The following is a 17,360-nucleotide window of genomic DNA, read 5'->3' on the forward strand; positions in this document are numbered from 1 at the left end:
GCGTTGAGCGGCACGGCAACCACCGGAATAGGGCGGCCCCGCGCACTGCGTCCTCGCTGTGTTATTTCAAAAGGAATCTCCAACCCCAGAGAATCCGAGGCCGGGGATGTCAACATATCTGGCGTTGACTTTTGGCACGCTGTTGAGTTCTCAAGGAACGGACGCTTCCATCGGGCGGCTTTCACACCGGCCCTCCGGGCGCTTCGTTCTTTCGTGTTTCCAGCTTATCAGATGTTTTCCGCTCCGTTTTCCGGAGCTTCATTCAGCCGACTTCGCTTTCCGCTTGTCCCCGCTCTCTCGCGGCGACTCCGGAACTGTACGGGGACGGGGCCGTCACATGCAAATCGCCCCTGCCCGGTGGTCCGGGCAGGGGCGATCCGCAGGATCGAGCGGGGTGCTCAGCGGACCTCGGTGATCTCCGGGCCGCGGGCGAACGGGTCCAGCGCGGTGTTGCCGAAGCGGTTGTCGCCCTCGCCGCCGGCCGCGACGGCGCCGCCGCCGTCGGCGACCATCTGCGCGTCCTCGGGGAGCTTCAGCACGATCGGGTCGCGGGGCGCCATCGGGGTCTCACCGCGGACGACGACCGTCTGCCGGAAGACCTGCTCCAGGATCCCGCCCACCTCGGGCTGGACGGCGGCCTGGCCGGAGATCACGCCGCGGAGGAACCAGCGCGGGCCGTCGCAGCCGACGAACCGCACCAGCTGCACGCCCTGCGTGCCGTCCGGCAGCTGCACCGGGACCTGGGCGCGGAGGTGCCAGCCCAGCGGGCCCTCCTCCTCCTCGACGATGCCCCCCTGCGAGGTGATGCCGGTGGCGATCTCCTCGCGGACCTCGCCCCAGATGCCCTCCGACTTCGGGGCCGCGAAGGCCTGCAGCTGGATGGCGCTGTTGCCGAGGACCAGGGTGGCGGCCACGATCGAGTCGCCGGCCACCTCCACCCGGAGTTCCATGCCCTCGACACCGGGGACCAGCAGACCCCCAAGGTCGACGCGCCCCTCCTCCGGGTTCTCCAGCTCGGAGTGGTCCCAGGGACCGTCCGGACGCGGGGCCGGCGGCAGGCCGACCCGGTCCGCCGGGTCCAGCTCGGTCACGTTCTCGCTCTCGGCGGAACCTTCGACGTCATCGGCCGTCTCGTCGGCGCTGATGGCGTCGTCGGCGAGCTGCTCGACAGCGTCCTCGCTCTTCTGGCGACGACGGAACACGGTCACTGTCCTTCCCGGTCCAAGACCGATGCGAATACCTGCTCGGCTTCCTGCGAGGCCGCGGGCAGCCTAGACCGCGGCGTGGCCGCCGGTCGACCCGAACCCGCCCTCGGCGCGTGCCGACCCAGGCAGCTCGGCCACCTCGTGGAAGCGGGCCTTCTCGACCTGCTGGATCACCAGCTGGGCGATCCGGTCCCCTCGGCGGAAGCTGACCCCCTCGCGCGGGTCCAGATTGACGACGATCACCTTGATCTCTCCACGGTACCCGGCATCGACCGTCCCTGGGGCGTTCACCAGAGCAACGCCGCAACGAGCTGCCAGTCCCGAACGCGGGTGAACGAACGCCGCGTAGCCGTCGGGCAACGCGATGGCGATGCCGGTGGGCAGCACGGCCCGCTCGCCGGGGGCCAGCTCGGCGTCGACGGTGGTCCGCAGGTCGGCGCCGGCGTCGCCGGGCTGCGCGTACGCGGGCAGCGGCAGCTCGGGGTCGATCCGCCGGATCAGGACGTCGAGGGGCTCGCGGGGGGTGGTGCTCAAGGGTTCACCTCAAAGGCTCGGGCGCGCTTCATCAGGTCGGGGTCGTCGAGGACCTTCTCGATGTCCTCGGGACGACCGTGCTTGGTGAAGTGTTCCAGCTTCACCTGGACGAAGAGGGCCTGCGCACGCACCGCGACCGGGCCCTCGGGGCCGCCGATCCGGGCCTCGGCGGCGCTGTAGACCTTCCGGCCGTGCACGCCGGTGACCCAGGCGCGCAGGTGCAGGGTGGAGCCGACCGGCACCGGGGAGAGGAAGTCGGTCTCCAGCCGGCCGGTGACGGCGGGGGCGTGCAGCAGCCAGTTGAGCGTGCCGAGGGTCTCGTCCATGGCGGTGGTCAGCAGGCCGCCGTGGGCCAGGCCCGGGCCGCCCTGGTGCTCCGGGCGGACGGTGAACTCGGCGGTGACGTCGAGGCCCTCGCCGGCCACCGCGTCGATCCGCAGGCCGCCGGGGTGCTGCGGGCCGCAGCCGAAGCAGTGCTCGTAGTGGGAGCCGAGGCGGGTTCCGGGGGCGGGGGCCTCGGGGGCGCGCGGCGGGAGGACGGCCTCCGGCGGCGGCGTGGTGGGGGTCATGGGGGCGGCGGGCGTGGTGGGGGCTGTCGAACCGGTCACGCCTCCCCACCCTACCGAGCGGTAGCCGGGCCCGGGACGGGGGTTGCGTCCGGCCGCCGCCGTCACGGCGCCCACAATGGAGGGCATGTACGACGAACGCCTCACCGTGCCGCGCTCCTGGTGGCTGTTCCCGGTCGTGATCGGCCTCACGCTCGCGCTGATCCTGCTGCGCCTCAGCGCCGTGGGCGCGCTGGTCGGGCTGGTGGTCGGGATCGCCGCCGGCGCCGCCGCGATCAGCAGTTACGGCTCGGCCCGGATCCGGGTGGTCCAGGGCTCGCTGGTGGCCGGGCCGGCCCGGATCCCGGTGGACGCCCTCGGCGCCGCCCAGGCGCTCGGCCCGGCGGACGCCGCGGCCTGGCGCGGCCCGAAGGCCGACCCGCGGGCCTTCATGCTGCTGCGCAGCTACGTGCCGACCGCGCTGCGGGTCGAGGTGAGCGACCCGGCGGACCCGACGCCGTACCTCTATCTGTCGACCCGCTCGCCGATGAAGCTGGCCGAGGCCCTGGACGACGCCCGCCGCAGCGCCCGCGCCTGAGGCCCGGCCGGAGCGGACGAGCTCCGGGCGGGGCCCGGACGGGCCAGGAGACGACCGAAAGGAAAGGGACGGTACCGCCTCGGCGGTACCGTCCCTTCGCGTTCCTGGAAACGCTTTCCATCCGACCGTATGACTGGTGCGTCCGTCGCGACGGACGCCGGAGCTGCCGTCCGGCCCCGCTGCCCGGGGCCGGAAGGGGCGTCGCACCGGTCTCGCGGACACCGCGAAACCCGAGTCATGACCGCCCTGGTCCTCAGGCGCCGCAGTCCCGGCAGATCGGGTTGCCGTTCTTCTCGCTGTACAGCTGGCTGCGGTGGTGGACCAGGAAGCAGCTCATGCAGGTGAACTCGTCGGCCTGCCGCGGCAGCACCCGGACGGAGAGCTCCTCGTTCGAGAGGTCCGCGCCGGGGAGCTCCATGCCCTCGGCCGCTTCGAACTCGTCGACGTCGACCGAGCTGCCGCCCTTGTCGTTCCTGCGGGCCTTGAGCTCCTCGATGCTGTCCTCGTTGAGCTCGTCATCGGTCTTGCGTGGGGTGTCGTAGTCGGTAGCCATTTTTCGCTCTCCCCCTCCGGGTTGTGCGGTGTGTGCGGTATCTCCAGCGCACGTAACGCATGGGGGGTCGGTCTTGTGCCCGACCCGAGGCGGAGATTTTGCCTTACTTCAAGCCCCGTTACTCAATCGACACTCAGCCAGGGGTCCGTTGGGGTGATCCACTCGGGCGTTCGGGGCCTCACGCAGGGCCATCGCCGCCGCGCGCGAGCGACCGAATCGTGGACACGCTCCGTAAGCGAAGGGCCTTGCCGCGCTCGCCAATTCCCTTGCCCGCCAGGGTCGGGAGCCAATCCTCCGATTCGCCCCCGATCGCCGCCGCACTCACCGACGGCGATCGGAGGGGCCGACGGAGTGATCACTCTCCGGCGTCGCCCGGTTCCCCGGAGCGACACGGTGTGAGCTTGGTCACGTTCGGGGCCGCCCCGGGCAAACCGTGGAAAATCCGCCCAAGCCCTACGCCTGCTGCCGGGCCGCCCGGCGGGCCAGCATCGCCGCCTGCCGCTCCTCGAACTTGCTCGCCTGGGCGTCGAGGCCGTCCAGGAAGACGCCGAGTTCCTGCTGGGCCTGCGCGCCGTCCGGGCCGAGGCCGGCCAGGTCCATGATCCTGAGGTGGCGCAGCACCGGCTGCAGCACGTCGTCGTGGTGGATGCGCAGGTTGTAGACGCCGCCGAGGGCGATCTGGGCGGCGGCCCGCTCGAAGCCGGGGATGCCGTGGCCGGGCATCCGGAAGTTGGTCACCACGTCGGCGACGGCGCGCATCGCCTGGTCCGGGGCGATCTCCAGGGCGGCCTTCAGCAGGTTCCGGTAGAAGACCATGTGCAGGTTCTCGTCGTTGGCGATCTTCGCGAGGAGCTGGTCGGCCAGCGGGCAGCCGGCGAAGTGGCCGGTGTTGCGGTGCGCGATGCGGGTCGCGAGCTCCTGGAAGGCCACGTAGGCGACCGACTGCAGCATGCTGTGCGCGTTGTCGGAGGAGAAGCCGTCCGACATGTGGGCCATCCGGGCCCGCTCCAGCTCGTCGGGGTCGACGGCCCGGGTGGTGAGCAGGTAGTCGCGGATGGCTATGCCGTGCCGCCCCTCCTCGGCGGTCCAGCGGTGCACCCACTCCCCCCAGGCGCCCTCGCGGCCGAACATGGTCGCGATCTCGTGGTGGTAGCTGGGGAGGTTGTCCTCGGTCAGCAGGTTGACCACGAGCGAGACCCGGCCGAGCGGGGTCACCTTGGACTGCCCGAGCTCCCAGGCCTCGCCGCCGAGCACGCCGTCGAAGTCGCGGCCCTGGCTCCACGGGACGAACTCGTGGGGCATCCACTCCTTGGCGACCTTGAGGTGCCGGTCGAGCTCCTTCTCGACGACCTCCTCCAGGGCCAGGATCAGCCGCGTGTCGGTCCAGGCGCTCGAACCGAGCGAGGTGCTGCGCTGCACGGGGGCGATGGTCACGGGTCTGGCTCCTGGGGGACGGGCACGCGCGGGACGGGCGCGTTGGGACGGGCACGCCGGAGTCCGTTCGGACGGCACTTACGGTCGCGTAGGTTACGACACCGTAAGTTGCCCGGGCCGGAAATGACAAGCCGCCCCCGCCTGGCCTTATGTCGTCTTGACGGGCCCGGCGGGGGCGGCTCGGAATGGTCGGCGCACGGACTTGGCTCACCCGGACAGCGCAACGGCCCCGCCGCGGCCCCGAGAAGGGCCGTGACGGGGCCGCGGGGGCCCGGGGAGCGCCTGCCCGGAGGGGAAGGGCGCCCGGCGTGTCCGGGGGCCGTCACCCGCCCGGGATGCGCACGCGCATGGTGAGGCCGCCGCCGGCGCGGGGGGTGGCCTCGATGGTGCCGTTGTGCGCCCGGACCACAGAGCGGACGATCGAGAGGCCGAGGCCGACCCCCTTGTCGCTGCGGGTCCGGTCGGCGCCCTTGACCCGGCGGAACGGCTCGAAGATGTGCTCCAGCTCGTACCCGGGCACGACCGGGCCGGTGTTGGAGACCACCAGCTCCCCGCCGCCGGGCACCGGGGCGGTGGTGATCTCGACCCAGCCGTCCGGGGCGTTGTAGCGGACGGCGTTCTGCAGCAGGTTGAGCGCGATCCGCTCCAGCAGGACGCCGTTGCCGGAGACCGTCGCCGGGTGCAGCGAGGCGCGCAGGTCGACCTCGCGCTTCGCCGCCTCCGCCCGGGTCTGCTCCAGGGCCCGGGTGGCCACCTCGGAGAGCTCCAGGGGACGGCGGTCGGTCAGCTCGTTGTCGCTGCGGGCGAGCAGCAGCAGGCCCTCGACGAGCTGCTCGCTGCGTTCGTTGGTGGCCAGCAGGGTCTTGCCGAGCTGCTGGAGGTCGGGCGAGGCCTGCGGGTCGGAGAGCTGGACCTCCAGCAGGGTGCGGTTGATCGCCAGCGGGGTGCGCAGCTCGTGCGAGGCGTTGGCGACGAAGCGGCGCTGGGAGTCGAAGGAGCGGTCGAGGCGCTCCAGCATGTCGTCGAAGGTGTCGGCCAGCTCCTTGAGCTCGTCGTCCGGGCCGTCCAGCTCGATCCGCCGGTGGAGGTCGGAGGAGGCCACCTCGCGGGCGGTGCGGGTGATCCGGCCGAGCGGGCGCAGCACCCGGCCGGCCATCGCGTAGCCGGCCGCGAAGGCGATCACGGCGAGGCAGACCAGCATGGTGAGCGACTTGCGCAGCAGCGTGTTGAGCGCGCTGTCGGACTTCACGGTGTGGCTGTTGGCGAGGTACTGGTTGAACTGCTCGGTGCTCATCCAGACGCCGTTCACCCGGGCCCCGGACGGGCCGAAGTCGAAGGGCGGGGGCTGGACGTCGCGCAGGGCCTGTTTGACGAAGACGTACATCAGCAGGAGCAGCACCACGCCGGCCATCAGGAACATCCCGCCGTAGAGCAGGGTGAGCCGGATCCGGATGGTGGGGCGGAACGGCAGCCAGGCGAGCATGCCGTCACCGGGCACGTAGGTGGCGTGCGAGGAGTGCAGGCGGGGGGCGCGCGGCGGGTGGGCGGGCCTGGGCGGTACGGGCCGGTCGGGCACGGCGCGCCCGCCGGTGGGCGCGCCGGAGGGCCCGCCGGCCGGGGGCGGGGTGGTCATGATGGTCCTCTCGGGGCGTCCGCCGGGGCGGGCGCGTGGGTGGGGGCCGGGATCCGGACGGGACCGCGGGTTCCGGTCGGAGCCGCGGCGTCCGGTCAGATCCGGTAGCCGGAACCCGGGACGGTGACGATCACCGGCGGGTCGCCGAGCTTGCGGCGCAGCGTCATCACGGTGACGCGCACGACGTTGGTGAACGGGTCGGTGTGCTCGTCCCAGGCCTTCTCCAGCAGCTGCTCGGCGGAGACGACGGCGCCGCCGGCCCGCATCAGCACCTCCAGGACGGCGAACTCCTTGGGGGCGAGCTGGACGGGGCGGCCGTCGCGGATGACCTCGCGGCGGCCGGGGTCGAGCGAGATGCCGGCCCGCTCCAGGACGGGGGGCAGCGGGACGGTCGCGCGGCGGCCCAGGGCGCGGACCCGGGCGACGAGTTCGCTGAAGGCGAACGGCTTCGGAAGGTAGTCGTCCGCGCCGATCTCCAGGCCCTCGACCCGGTCGCTGATGTCGCCGGAGGCGGTCAGCATGATCACCCGGGTGGCCAGGCCCTGGTCGACCACGCTGCGGCAGACGTCGTCACCGTGGACGAGCGGCAGGTCGCGGTCGAGCACGACCACGTCGTAGTCGTTGACCGCGATGCGCTGGAGCGCGGCCTCCCCGTCGTAGACCACGTCGACGGCCATCGCCTCGCGGCGCAGACCGGTGGCCACTGCCTCGGCGAGCAGCTGCTCGTCCTCGACGACGAGAACCCGCACGGTGGTTGTCCCTTCTTCAGGCCGGCCCGGGAAGCGGACGCACGGCTCCGACGCTGCCTCCATCCTGCCTGGTCCGGCGGTAAGGCAGCGATAAGCTGCCCCGCGGGCACGGCTGCCCGCGGGGCGCCGTGGGTGCCCGCGGCGGGGGGTTCGTGGCGGAAGCAGTCCGGTTGGACTGTGACGCGGGCAACTTTCTTCGGCCGGGAGGTTTCCCGCCCCCGGGGGTGGGGAGGACAGCTGCACACCCGCGATCCGGTTTCTGAGCCGATCGCACCCACCCGCCGTGCGTTCATCCGCGCCGGCCCTGGGGCTGGGGCGTCACCGGGAGCGGCCGAGGGGCCGTCTCCGCGCCCGTCCGGAGATCTTCGACCGCCCGGACCGGACGCTTCCGCTGGCCACCGACACTCCAGGGCGGGGGGCGCACGACCGTGCACGTCCGACACAGTAAGGGGGCCCGTATGGACGCCTTCACCGCCGGAATCCTGCAGCGCATCGCCAATGCCGAGCAGGACCTGCACCGCGCGATCGAGGCCGGGGACGAGTTCCTCGCCGAGGTGGAACAGTCCGAGCTGGACGATCTGCGCCGTCTCGCCGCCGAGCACGGCGTGGACACGGTGCTGGAGCGCCACCGCACCGCCGCCTGATCCCAGCCCGACCCGTCGCCGGATCTCCGGCACCAGCGGCCCTGTGGGGGCCGTGCGAAATCCAGGCCCTGGCATCCCCCGTATGTCAGGGCTCTTCGTCGCCCAGGGGCCCGTCCTCCCGACCGCACCGGCGGTGGGAGGGCGGGCCCCTTCGCGTGCTCAGTCCGCCCAGGCGTTCAGCGCGGCCAGCCGGTCCAGGAGCGGTTCGAAGACGCCGGGGGCGGCGGCCACGGTCAGCTCGCCGTCCGCGTCCCGGCCGGGGCGGCCGCCGACCAGGGCGCCGGCCTCGGCCGCGATCAGGCAGCCGGCCGAGCGGTCCCAGGGGGCCAGCCCGCGCTCGTAGTAGCCGTCCAGCCGGCCGGCGGCGACGTCGCAGAGGTCGACGGCGGCGGCGCCGCCGCGGCGGATGTCGCGGACCTCGGGCATCAGCCCGAGCACCACCTCGGCCTGCCGGACCCGCACCTCGCGGACGTAGGCGAAGCCGGTGCCGATCAGTGCCTGGCCCCACGGCGGGGCCGGGCGGGCGGCGATCGGGCGGTCGTCGCGCCGGGCGCCGCGGCCGAGCACGGCGTGGAACAGCTCGCCGCGCGCCGGGGCGTACACCACGCCGACCACCGCGCGCCCGTCCAGTTCGGCGGACACGCTGACCGCCCAGGAGGGCAGTCCGTAGAGGTAGTTGACCGTGCCGTCGAGCGGGTCGACGACCCAGCGCACCCCGCTGGTGCCGGGCCGTTCGGCGCCCTCCTCGCCGAGGTAGCCGTCCTCGGGCCGGCGGGCGGTGATCAGTTCCAGGACCAGCTTCTCGGAGGCCAGGTCCATCTCGGTGACCACGTCGACCGGGCTGCTCTTGGTGCCGGCGACCCCGAGGTCGGCGGGCCGGCCCTCCAGCAGCAGGGTGCCGGCCCGGCGGGCGGCGTCCAGGGCGACGTCGAGCAGTTCGTCGAGCAGGGCGGGATCGGGCACGGCGGGGCTGGACACGGGGTTCTCCTCCGGAGGCGGAACGGGTCAGCGCTCGGCGGCGGCCGGGCGGGGGGCGCGCGGATTGGGGCAGCAGGCCACGGCGCAGACGTCGTGGCTGGGGCCGAGCGCGCCGAGGGCGCAGCGGGTCACCGGCTCGCCGCGCTCGGCGGCGGCCCGCTCCAGGACGAGCTCCCGGACGGCGGCGGTGAACCGGGGGTCGGCGCCGACGGTGGCGGCCCGGGCGACCGGCAGGCCGAGCTCGGCGGCCTTGGCCACCGCCTCGGTGTCGAGGTCGTACTTGACCTCCATGTGGTCGGAGACGAAGCCGATCGGGACCATCACCACGGCCGGGGCGCCGTCGGCGTGCTGGGCCTCCAGGTGGTCGCAGATGTCCGGCTCCAGCCACGGGATGTGCGGGGCGCCGCTGCGGCTCTGGTAGACGAGCTCCCAGGGGCGGTCGGCGACCCCGGTGCGCTCGGCGACGGCGGCGGCGACCAGCCGGGCCACGTCCAGGTGCTGGGCGACGTAGGCGCCGCCGGGGCGTCCCCGGGCCGGGTCGTCGGGGGCGCCGGAGCTCTCGGCCATGGCGTCCGGGATCGAGTGGGTGGTGAACGCCAGCCGGGCGCCGGCCCGGACCTCCCCGGGCAGCCGGTCCAGGGCGGCGAGGGTGGCGTCGGTCATCGGCCCGACGAAGCCGGGGTGGTTGTAGAAGTGGCGCAGCTTGTCGACCCGCAGCTCCGGCAGGCCCTCGGCGGCCAGGGCGGCCAGCGCGTCGGCGAGGTTCTCCCGGTACTGGCGGCAGCCGGAGTAGCCGGCGTAGGCGCTGGTGGCCAGCACGGCGATCCGGCGGTGTCCGTCGGCGGCGATCTCGCGCAGGGTGTCGACCAGGTAGGGCGCCCAGTTGCGGTTGCCCCAGTACACCGGCAGGTCGAGTCCGTGCCCGGCGAAGTCCTCGCGCAGCGCGGCCAGCAGTGCGCGGTTCTGCCCGTTGATCGGGCTGACGCCGCCGAACAGGAAGTAGTGCTTGCCGACCTCCTGGAGCCGCTCCTTCGGGATGCCGCGGCCGCGGGTGACGTTCTCCAGGAACGGGACGACGTCCTCGGGGGCCTCGGGCCCGCCGAAGGAGAGCAGCAGCAGGGCGTCGTACGGGGCGGCGCCGGTGACGGTTGTGTTGCGCGCGTCGGACATGGAACCGATCCTGCCACCCTGAACGGGGGGGCCGGTTCCGGGGCCGCGCCCGGTGCCCGGAAAATACCGTTTGCCAAGGTTCGTAAGCTGTCTTTGCCAGCGACGTTCCTTACCCCTCCGGAGCCCTCGTGCTGTCCAGCTACCGCCAGATCTTCGCCGCCCCCGGGAGTCTGGCCTTCTCCTCCACCGGGTTCATATCCCGGCTGCCGATCTCCATGACGGGGATCGGCATCGTCACCATGCTCTCCGAGCTGCGCGGCTCCTTCGGCGTGGCCGGTCTGGTCTCGGCGACGATGGCCGTGTCCGCGGCGGTCCTGGGCCCCCAGGTCTCCCGACTGGTGGACCGGCACGGACAGCGCCGGATCATCCTGCCGGCCACCGCGCTCACCGTGGTCGCCGCGATCGGCCTGCTGCTGTCCGCCCGCTTCGAGGCGCCGGTGTGGACGCTCTTCGTGTTCGCCGCCGGCATGGGCGTGATGCCGAGCACCGGGGCGATGGTGCGGGCCCGCTGGGCGCACCTGTACCGGGACGAGGGGACGAAGCTGCACACCGCGTACTCCTTCGAGGCGGTGGTCGACGAGGTCTGCTTCATCGTCGGCCCGATCCTCGCGGTGACGCTGGCCACCGCGGTCTTCCCGGAGGCGGGCGTGCTGCTCGCCGGCGTCTTCCTGGCGGTGGGCGTGGCCCTGTTCGCCGCCCAGCGCTCCACCGAGCCGCCGGTCCATCCGGCCGCCCAGCACGTCGGCAGCCCGGTCATCCTCAACCGGGGCCTCCAGGTGCTGATCCTGACCTTCGTGTCCACCGGCGCGATCTTCGGCTCGGTCGAGGTGGTCACCGTGGCGTTCACCAAGGCGCAGGGGCACGGCGCCACCTCCGGTCCGATCCTGGCGCTCTGGGCGCTCGGCTCCTGTGTGGCCGGCGTGGTCTACGGCACCCTGAAGCCGGCCGGGTCGATGGCCGTGCGCTTCCTCGCCGGCGTGGTGTTCATGGCCGTCAGCATGGTCCCGCTGCTGCTGCTCGCCGAGAGCGTGCACGGGGTCGGCGGGCTGGTGGCGGTCGGCGGTGCGCTGCTGGTCGCCGGCATCGCCATCTCCCCCACCCTGATCACCGCAATGGCCCTGGTCGAGCGGCTGGTGCCGGCCGCGCAGCTGACCGAGGGCATGACCTGGACGACCACCGGACTGGCGCTGGGCGTCGCGGTCGGCTCCTCGGCCGGCGGCTGGGTGGTCGACGCGGCCGGGGCCGCGGCCGGCTACTGGGTGCCGCTGACCGCCGGGGTCTTCGGCGTGCTGGTCGCGCTCGCCGGGGTCGGCCGCCTGCGCGCCGGGGTGGCCGCCGAGGGGACCGCGCTGCCCTCAGCCCAAACCGTGGACCTCGAACGGTGACCTGACTTACCCTCCTCCCTACCCGTGGCCTACCCGCGGGTAGGGACCGAGGTGAGCCGACGCCGTTCGGCCACGGAGCAGGAGGCGCCGCAATGCCCCAGGCCAGTACCGCGACCCCCACCCGCTGGACCAACTGGGCGGGCAACCAGAGCACCGTGCCCGCCCGGGTGGTCACCCCCGGCACGGCGGAGGAGCTGGCCAAGGAGATCCTGCGCGCCGGTGACCGGGGGCGGACCGTCAAGGCGGTCGGTTCCGGCCACTCGTTCACCGCGATCGCCTCGCCCGGCGACGGCGTGCTCGTGCGGCCGCACGCGCTGACCGCCGTGCGGGAGATCGACCGGGAGAACGGCACGGTCACCGTCGAGGCCGGTCTGCCGCTGCACCGCCTCAACCGCGTGCTCGCCGCCGCGGGCCTCTCGCTCACCAACATGGGCGACATCGAGGTGCAGACCGTGGCCGGCGCCACCAGCACCGGCACCCACGGCACCGGACGGGACTCCGGCTCGCTCGCCGCCCAGATCCGCGCCCTGGAGATCGTGCTCGCCGACGGCAGCATCCGGCGCTGCTCCCCCACCGAGGACCCGCGGCTCTTCGAGGCCGCCCGGCTCGGCCTCGGCGCGCTCGGCGTGATCACCGCGCTCACCCTCGCCGTCGAGCCGGCCTTCCTGCTCACCGCGCACGAGCAGCCGATGCGCTTCGACGAGGTGCTGGACCGGCTGGACGACCTCACCGCCGTCAACGAGCACTTCGAGTTCTACTGGTTCCCGCACACCGACCGCTGCTCCACCAAGCGGAACAACCGCAGCCAGGGCCCGGCCGCGCCGCTGCCCCGGTTCAAGGGGTGGCTGGAGGACGACTTCCTCTCCAACACCGTCTGGGAGGGCGCCTGCCGGGTCGGCCGCCGCTTCCCCGGCTCGGTGCCGGCGATCGCCGCGCTGGCCAGCCGGGCCTGGTCGGACCGCAGCTACACCGACACCGCGTACAAGGTGTTCACCAGCCCCCGCAAGGTGCGCTTCACCGAGATGGAGTACGCGGTGCCGCGCGCGGCGGCCGGCGAGGTGCTGCGCGAGCTGCGGGCGATGGTCGAGCGGTCCGGCTGGCGGATCAGCTTCCCGGTCGAGGTGCGGTTCGCCCCGGCCGACGAGGTCTGGCTCTCCACCTCGCACGGCCGGGACACCGCGTACATCGCCGTCCACCTCTACCGGGGCACCGCCGAGCAGGGGTACTTCACGGCGGTCGAGCGGCTGATGACCGAGCACCGGGGCCGCCCGCACTGGGGCAAGCTGCACACCCGCGACGCCGAGTACCTCGCCGGGGTCTACCCGCGCTTCGCCGACTTCACCGCGCTGCGCGACGAACTGGACCCGGACCGCCGCTTCGGCAACGACTACCTGCGCCGGGTGCTGGGGGCCTAGGGGGTGTTCCCCTGCGGAGCCGCCGGAGCCTCCGGGGCGGCCGGGGCGGCGGGCGGTTCGACGGCGGTGGTCGGGGCCGGGGGCTTCGGGGTCGCGGCGCCGGAGGGCTTCGCGGAGGCGGCCCCGTCGCCCGACGGCGCGGAGGGCGCGCCGGACGCGGGGGGCGCGGGGGGCGCGGACGGCTCGCCGGTGGGGCGCGCGGAGGGCTTCGCGGACGGTTCCGTGCCCGGCCCCGCACCGGAACCGGCCGACGGGGAGGCCGGCGCTGCGCCGCCCCCGGTGTCCGGACGCGCGTCGGAGGCACCGGGGCTCGGCCGCCCGGAGGCACCGCCGTCCCGGCCGGCCGAGGGCGAGGACGAGGGCACCGAGGACGGCCCGGAGGACGGTGCGTCACCCGTGGGGGCGGTCGGTTTCCGGTCGACCCGGCCACCGATCGAGGTCCCGGTGCCCGACTCGCCCTTGACCGTCGCCGACACCGGCTGCCCGGTCGCCAGCTCGAAGGCGAGGATCGGCACCATCGCGAGGGTGAACACCAGCACCGAGACCGCCGCGTACGACTTCCAGGTCCATCGGCGACGCGCCCGGACCACCTGCGGAGTGCTCCACTGCGCGGAGGGCGGCGGATCCGCCGCGGGGGCCGGCTCCGGCGCCTGCCGCAGCCCGTTCGCCAGCTGCCCCGGGCCGGCGGTCCGGTCCACCGCGCCGCGCAGTTGTTCGCCGGTGCGCTTGAAGAGGTGCTGGAACACCGCACCTCCGGTGGTCGCGCCGATGCTCACCACCGCCGCGCCGAGAATGGTGCCGTACACCCCGAGTTCGGACGCGAGCACCGCCCCCACCACGGTCGCCAGTGCGCTGGCGGCGACCTGAGCCACACTCAGATCAATTCGCCTGCGACCTTCCTCGGCTCCGTCCGGGGCGGGCTTCACCTGCGGCATCAACATCCCTCGCGTCAGTACGACTGTCCTTCGAACAAGTCACTCCATCTTGCCCAAAGAAGGACACAAGGGTCGAAAATGCGGTTCTGCGCGAGAGATATATGTGAAGATGATCACCGTTCATCGGCCGATCCTCGGCCATTGGGGTCGTGCGCTCTTGAGATTCCCGTGAATCGCGGGAGACTTGAGCGGCGAGCCGCCCCTTTGGATGCCACGAATGGAGTACTGTTCGTAAAGCCTGAGCCCTGGGTCGACTTGTCGACTGCCCCTCAACCGGCAGCCTGACGAAGAGCCACGGAACAGGCACGCACGGCGACGCCCGTCCCGGACCGTCGCGTTCACTGCGCGTGCGAGGACGGCCGGGACACCCAGGCGCGACGTCGACGGATGGCGTGGCAAAAAGGCAACCGTGCCACAGCGGCGTGGACGGGCGTAGGCCCGACACGCCGGGGAACTCAGCAAGGTTGTGGCCAGTCGCGAGCGGGCAGGCCACACTCAGTACGGGAGCAGCGACGCAGGTGACGTCGGCAGGCACCACCCGGGAGGTAACCGTGCCCGAACTGCGGGTTGTGGCCGTCAGCAACGACGGCACACGGCTGGTGCTCAAGGCTGCCGACAGCACGGAGTACACCCTTCCCATCGATGAGCGGCTGCGCGCCGCCATCCGTGGCGACCGGCCCCGCCTCGGCCAGATCGAGATCGAGGTCGAGAGCCACCTCCGCCCCCGGGACATCCAGGCGCGGATACGAGCCGGTGCCTCCGCCGAGGAGGTCGCGCAGGCGGCCGGCATCTCCGTCGACCGGGTCCGCCGCTTCGAGGGTCCGGTGCTGGCCGAGCGCGCCTTCATGGCCGAGCGGGCCCGCAAGACCGCGATCCGCCGGCACGGCGAGGCCCCCGGTCCGCAGCTGGGCGAGGCGGTGGCCGAGCGGCTGGCGCTGCGCGGCGCGGAGAAGGAGACCGAGCGCTGGGACTCCTGGCGGCGCGACGACGGCACGTGGGAGGTCATCCTCTCCTACCGGGCCGACGGCGAGGGCCGCAGCGCGTCCTGGACGTACGACCCGCCCCGGCGGCTGGTGCAGCCCAACGACGACGAGGCCCGCGCGCTGATCGGCGAGACGGTCGAGCGCGAGGAGGAGTCGGTCTTCCCGTTCATCCCGCGGATCGCCCGGCTCCCCCAGGAGCGGCCGCCGCGCCCGATGATCGACCGGCCCTCGGCGGACCGGATCATGTCGTCCCGCGAGGTGCGGGAGTCCCGCGAGGCCACGGCCGAGTCCCGCGACTCGCTGACCAGCCTGCTGGACGTGGTGCCCGCGTTCCGCGGCGACCTCGCGGTCGGCGCGCCGCCGCCGATCGAGCCGGTGCCCGCCGAGGTCGCCGAGGAGGCGGAGGAGCCGGCCGCCGCCGCTCCCGCGGTGGGCGCGGGCTCGGCGTACGCGGACATCCTGATGCCCCGCGCGGTCGCGCCGCACCGGGAGCGGCTGGTCGGCACCACCGACCGGCAGGCCGAGGCGGACGGCGTCCGGCCCGGCCGCCGGGCCACCGTGCCGAGCTGGGACGAGATCGTCTTCGGCAGCCGGCGCAAGAAGCAGGAGTAGCGGGAACCACACGCGCGAGGGGCGGACGGCCGTGGCCGTCCGCCCCTCGCGCGTCCCGGCTCACCCGGGCTGGTCGGTGACGGCGACGGGGCGCGCCGGGTCACTGGACCACTCGCTCCAGGAGCCCGGGTAGAGGGTGGCCGGCAGGCCGGCGACCGCGAGGGCCAGGATCTGGTGCGCGGCCGTCACCCCCGAGCCGCAGTAGACGGCGGTCTCCCGCTCGCCCGCGCCCAGCGCCCGGAAGCGGGCGGCGAGTTCGGCGGCGGGCCGGAAGCGGCCGTCCGGGCCGACGTTCTCGGTGGTCGGCGCGGAGACGGCGCCGGGGATGTGGCCGGCCCGCGGGTCGATCGGCTCGGTCTCGCCCCGGTAGCGCTCCCCCGCCCGGGCGTCCAGCAGCAGCGCCTCGCGGGCCCAGGCGGCGGCGCCGTCCGCGTCGGTCACCGGAAGCCGGCCCGGCACCGGCTTGAAGTCGCCCTCCCCGGCCGGCGGCACCTCGATGCCGACCGGCAGTCCGGCCTCCCGCCAGGCCGCGTAACCGCCGTCCAGCACCCGGACGTCCGGGTGGCCAGCCCAGCGCAGCAGCCACCAGGCGCGGGCGGCGGCCATCGCGGTGGCACCGTCGTAGACCACCACCGGACGGTCGGCCGAGACGCCGCAGCGGCGCAGCGCGGCACCGAACTCCTCCGGGTCGGGCAGCGGGTGGCGGCCGCCGCGGCCGGGCGGGCCGGCGGGGGCGGCGAGGTCGGTGTCGAGGGCGAGGAAGTGGGCGCCGGGGAGGTGACCGGCGGTGTAGTCCTCGATGCCGGGCGGGCCGCCGAGCTGCCAGCGCACGTCGAGCAGGACCGGCGGGAGCGCGGAGCCGAGCGCTTCGGCCAGTTCGGTCACCGACACCAGCGGGGAGTCATCGTGAAGCGTGGTCATGGCGGTCATTCTGGCGCAGGGCGACCGCGCCGGTGCTCTTTGTGCGGTCTTTGCCGGACTTTCCGCGCGGCCCGAGGGTTCGACGCGCGCCACGGTGGAAGCATCACCCTCACTGCGCCGTTTCGTGCGCCGTCCGTCCCCTGAGGAGACCTGTCATGTCCGCGCTGACACTCCGGCTGGCCCAGGGCACCCCGTGCTGGGTCAGCCTGATGACCGACGACCTGCCCGGAGCCCGGGCGTTCTACGGCGAACTGCTCGGCTGGACGTTCACCCCGGGGCCCGCGCAGCTCGGCGCGTACGTGCGGGCCCGGCTCGGCGAGGAGCCGGTGGCCGGGCTCGGGCTGTCCGCGGTGACCGGCTTCCCGGTGCAGTGGACCACCTACTTCGCGGTGGACAGCGCGGACCGCTCGGCCCAGCTGGTGCGGGAGTGCGGCGGCACGGTCGCGGTCGGACCGCTGCAGGCGGAGCGGGCCGGACGGCTGGCGATCGCGGCGGACGTCTCGGGCGCGGTCTTCGGGCTCTGGCAGGGCGAGGAGCACCTCGGCCGGGAGGCCGGCCCCGAACCGGGCGGGCCGGCCTGGGCGGAGCTGCTCACCCCGGACGCGGACGGCGCGACGGTCTTCTACCGCGCGGTGCTCGGGGTGCCGGTCGCGGAGGCCGACGGCGGATCGGCGCTGCTGGTCGGCGGCCGGGCGGTGGCCGGGATCCGGCGCGACGCCGAGCTGCGCGGCCACCCGCCGCGCTGGCGCACCCACTTCGCCGTCACCGACGCGGAACTGACGGCCCGCCGGACGGTGGAGCTGGGCGGCCGGGTCCTGGTGGGGCCGCACGCGACGCCCCGCGGCCTCGCGGCCCGGCTGGCGGACCCGCGCGGCGGGCACTTCTCGGTGCTGGAAGGCCTCTAGGGTCTGTCTCTTGGATCCTTACCGGGTCCGCGACGCCTGGGCACGCACCTCGCCGCGTTGTCGTCGGTCGCCAATGCTCCGCAGTGGCTCCCTCCTCCGCCTTGCGATGCACGCACCCAGACGCCGCGGCCTGATCCGACAAAATCCAAGAGACAGACCCT

The 17,360-nt window shown here is 73.8% G+C and carries 17 protein-coding genes; 6 read left to right on the forward strand and 11 right to left on the reverse strand.

Features of this window, described 5'->3' with window-relative positions; genetic code table 11:
• Positions 1-398 precede the first annotated feature (398 nt).
• The 3 genes from ACFXAM_RS30955 to ACFXAM_RS30965 all read right to left on the reverse strand — a co-directional run bounded on the left by ACFXAM_RS30955 (position 399) and on the right by ACFXAM_RS30965 (position 2,308).
• A complete protein-coding gene (locus tag ACFXAM_RS30955) occupies positions 399-1,202 on the reverse strand; it encodes a DUF3710 domain-containing protein (RefSeq protein WP_380296244.1) in 804 nt (267 codons plus the stop codon).
• Positions 1,203-1,271: 69 nt separating this feature from the next.
• Complete coding sequence (gene dut / locus ACFXAM_RS30960; protein ID WP_350572406.1) at positions 1,272-1,739, reverse strand: dUTP diphosphatase; 468 nt, start codon at positions 1,737-1,739, stop codon at positions 1,272-1,274.
• Positions 1,736-2,308, reverse strand: a complete 573-nt coding sequence (locus ACFXAM_RS30965) for a PaaI family thioesterase (protein ID WP_380296260.1) — start codon at positions 2,306-2,308, stop codon at positions 1,736-1,738. The genes dut and ACFXAM_RS30965 overlap by 4 nt, the downstream gene beginning before the upstream one ends.
• Positions 2,309-2,432: 124 nt before the next feature.
• Between ACFXAM_RS30965 and ACFXAM_RS30970 the strand changes: the two genes are divergently transcribed.
• Entirely contained in the window at positions 2,433-2,882 is a 450-nt protein-coding gene (locus ACFXAM_RS30970) for a DUF3093 domain-containing protein (protein ID WP_380296245.1), read from the forward strand.
• 253 nt (positions 2,883-3,135) lie between these two features.
• On the opposite strand, the gene ACFXAM_RS30975 is transcribed toward ACFXAM_RS30970, so the two are convergent.
• From ACFXAM_RS30975 to ACFXAM_RS30990, 4 genes are all read right to left on the reverse strand, one after another.
• Positions 3,136-3,435, reverse strand: coding sequence for a DUF4193 domain-containing protein (locus ACFXAM_RS30975; protein ID WP_327681335.1), 300 nt, complete (start codon positions 3,433-3,435; stop codon positions 3,136-3,138).
• A gap of 453 nt (positions 3,436-3,888) precedes the next feature.
• Positions 3,889-4,869 carry an acyl-ACP desaturase gene (locus ACFXAM_RS30980; protein WP_380296246.1) on the reverse strand — a complete coding sequence of 327 codons (981 nt, stop codon included), beginning with the start codon at positions 4,867-4,869 and terminating at the stop codon, positions 3,889-3,891.
• Positions 4,870-5,191: 322 nt separating this feature from the next.
• Entirely contained in the window at positions 5,192-6,502 is a 1,311-nt protein-coding gene (locus ACFXAM_RS30985; RefSeq protein WP_380296247.1) for a sensor histidine kinase, read from the reverse strand.
• 95 nt (positions 6,503-6,597) lie between these two features.
• On the reverse strand, positions 6,598-7,251 hold the full coding sequence (locus ACFXAM_RS30990) for a response regulator transcription factor (RefSeq protein ID WP_148642660.1): 654 nt from the start codon (positions 7,249-7,251) through the stop codon (positions 6,598-6,600).
• A gap of 458 nt (positions 7,252-7,709) precedes the next feature.
• On the opposite strand from ACFXAM_RS30990, the gene ACFXAM_RS30995 reads away from it, so the two are divergent.
• Positions 7,710-7,895: a hypothetical protein gene (locus tag ACFXAM_RS30995; protein WP_030301315.1), complete on the forward strand. Its 186-nt coding sequence runs from the start codon at positions 7,710-7,712 to the stop codon at positions 7,893-7,895.
• A 159-nt stretch (positions 7,896-8,054) separates the two neighbouring features.
• Here the strand turns inward: ACFXAM_RS30995 and ACFXAM_RS31000 are convergent, their stop codons facing one another.
• Positions 8,055-8,858, reverse strand: coding sequence for an inositol monophosphatase family protein (locus ACFXAM_RS31000; protein WP_380296261.1), 804 nt, complete (start codon positions 8,856-8,858; stop codon positions 8,055-8,057).
• A gap of 42 nt (positions 8,859-8,900) precedes the next feature.
• Positions 8,901-10,043, reverse strand: coding sequence for a ferrochelatase (locus tag ACFXAM_RS31005; protein WP_380296249.1), 1,143 nt, complete (start codon positions 10,041-10,043; stop codon positions 8,901-8,903).
• Between the two features lie 128 nt (positions 10,044-10,171).
• Between ACFXAM_RS31005 and ACFXAM_RS31010 the strand changes: the two genes are divergently transcribed.
• Positions 10,172-11,428, forward strand: coding sequence for an MFS transporter (locus ACFXAM_RS31010; RefSeq protein WP_380296250.1), 1,257 nt, complete (start codon positions 10,172-10,174; stop codon positions 11,426-11,428).
• Between the two features lie 92 nt (positions 11,429-11,520).
• Positions 11,521-12,843 carry a D-arabinono-1,4-lactone oxidase gene (locus ACFXAM_RS31015; RefSeq protein WP_380296251.1) on the forward strand — a complete coding sequence of 441 codons (1,323 nt, stop codon included), beginning with the start codon at positions 11,521-11,523 and terminating at the stop codon, positions 12,841-12,843.
• On the opposite strand, the gene ACFXAM_RS31020 is transcribed toward ACFXAM_RS31015, so the two are convergent.
• Positions 12,840-13,715: a hypothetical protein gene (locus ACFXAM_RS31020; protein WP_380296253.1), complete on the reverse strand. Its 876-nt coding sequence runs from the start codon at positions 13,713-13,715 to the stop codon at positions 12,840-12,842. The two genes, ACFXAM_RS31015 and ACFXAM_RS31020, sit on opposite strands and share 4 nt — an antisense overlap.
• A gap of 581 nt (positions 13,716-14,296) precedes the next feature.
• On the opposite strand from ACFXAM_RS31020, the gene sepH reads away from it, so the two are divergent.
• Entirely contained in the window at positions 14,297-15,373 is a 1,077-nt protein-coding gene (gene sepH, locus ACFXAM_RS31025) for a septation protein SepH (protein WP_380296254.1), read from the forward strand.
• A gap of 60 nt (positions 15,374-15,433) precedes the next feature.
• On the opposite strand, the gene ACFXAM_RS31030 is transcribed toward sepH, so the two are convergent.
• Positions 15,434-16,294, reverse strand: coding sequence for a sulfurtransferase (locus tag ACFXAM_RS31030; RefSeq protein ID WP_380296256.1), 861 nt, complete (start codon positions 16,292-16,294; stop codon positions 15,434-15,436).
• A gap of 155 nt (positions 16,295-16,449) precedes the next feature.
• Here ACFXAM_RS31030 and ACFXAM_RS31035 point away from each other — a divergent pair, with 155 nt between their 5' ends.
• Positions 16,450-17,199 carry a VOC family protein gene (locus ACFXAM_RS31035; protein WP_380296258.1) on the forward strand — a complete coding sequence of 250 codons (750 nt, stop codon included), beginning with the start codon at positions 16,450-16,452 and terminating at the stop codon, positions 17,197-17,199.
• Positions 17,200-17,360 lie beyond the last annotated feature (161 nt).

Origin of the sequence: Kitasatospora sp. NPDC059462, from assembly GCF_042749955.1 — a bacterium.
Lineage (GTDB): Bacteria > Actinomycetota > Actinomycetes > Streptomycetales > Streptomycetaceae > Kitasatospora.

What these genes read in the sequence shown, in the direction of transcription:
- ACFXAM_RS30965 (WP_380296260.1), bottom strand. Translation starts at nt 2,308, where the DNA reads ATGACCCCCACCACGCCGCCGCCGGAGGCCGTCCTCCCGCCGCGCGCC.
- ACFXAM_RS30970 (WP_380296245.1), top strand. Translation starts at nt 2,433, where the DNA reads ATGTACGACGAACGCCTCACCGTGCCGCGCTCCTGGTGGCTGTTCCCG.
- ACFXAM_RS30975 (WP_327681335.1), bottom strand. Translation starts at nt 3,435, where the DNA reads ATGGCTACCGACTACGACACCCCACGCAAGACCGATGACGAGCTCAAC.
- ACFXAM_RS30985 (WP_380296247.1), bottom strand. Translation starts at nt 6,502, where the DNA reads ATGACCACCCCGCCCCCGGCCGGCGGGCCCTCCGGCGCGCCCACCGGC.
- ACFXAM_RS30995 (WP_030301315.1), top strand. Translation starts at nt 7,710, where the DNA reads ATGGACGCCTTCACCGCCGGAATCCTGCAGCGCATCGCCAATGCCGAG.
- ACFXAM_RS31005 (WP_380296249.1), bottom strand. Translation starts at nt 10,043, where the DNA reads ATGTCCGACGCGCGCAACACAACCGTCACCGGCGCCGCCCCGTACGAC.
- ACFXAM_RS31015 (WP_380296251.1), top strand. Translation starts at nt 11,521, where the DNA reads ATGCCCCAGGCCAGTACCGCGACCCCCACCCGCTGGACCAACTGGGCG.
- ACFXAM_RS31030 (WP_380296256.1), bottom strand. Translation starts at nt 16,294, where the DNA reads ATGACCACGCTTCACGATGACTCCCCGCTGGTGTCGGTGACCGAACTG.
- ACFXAM_RS31035 (WP_380296258.1), top strand. Translation starts at nt 16,450, where the DNA reads ATGTCCGCGCTGACACTCCGGCTGGCCCAGGGCACCCCGTGCTGGGTC.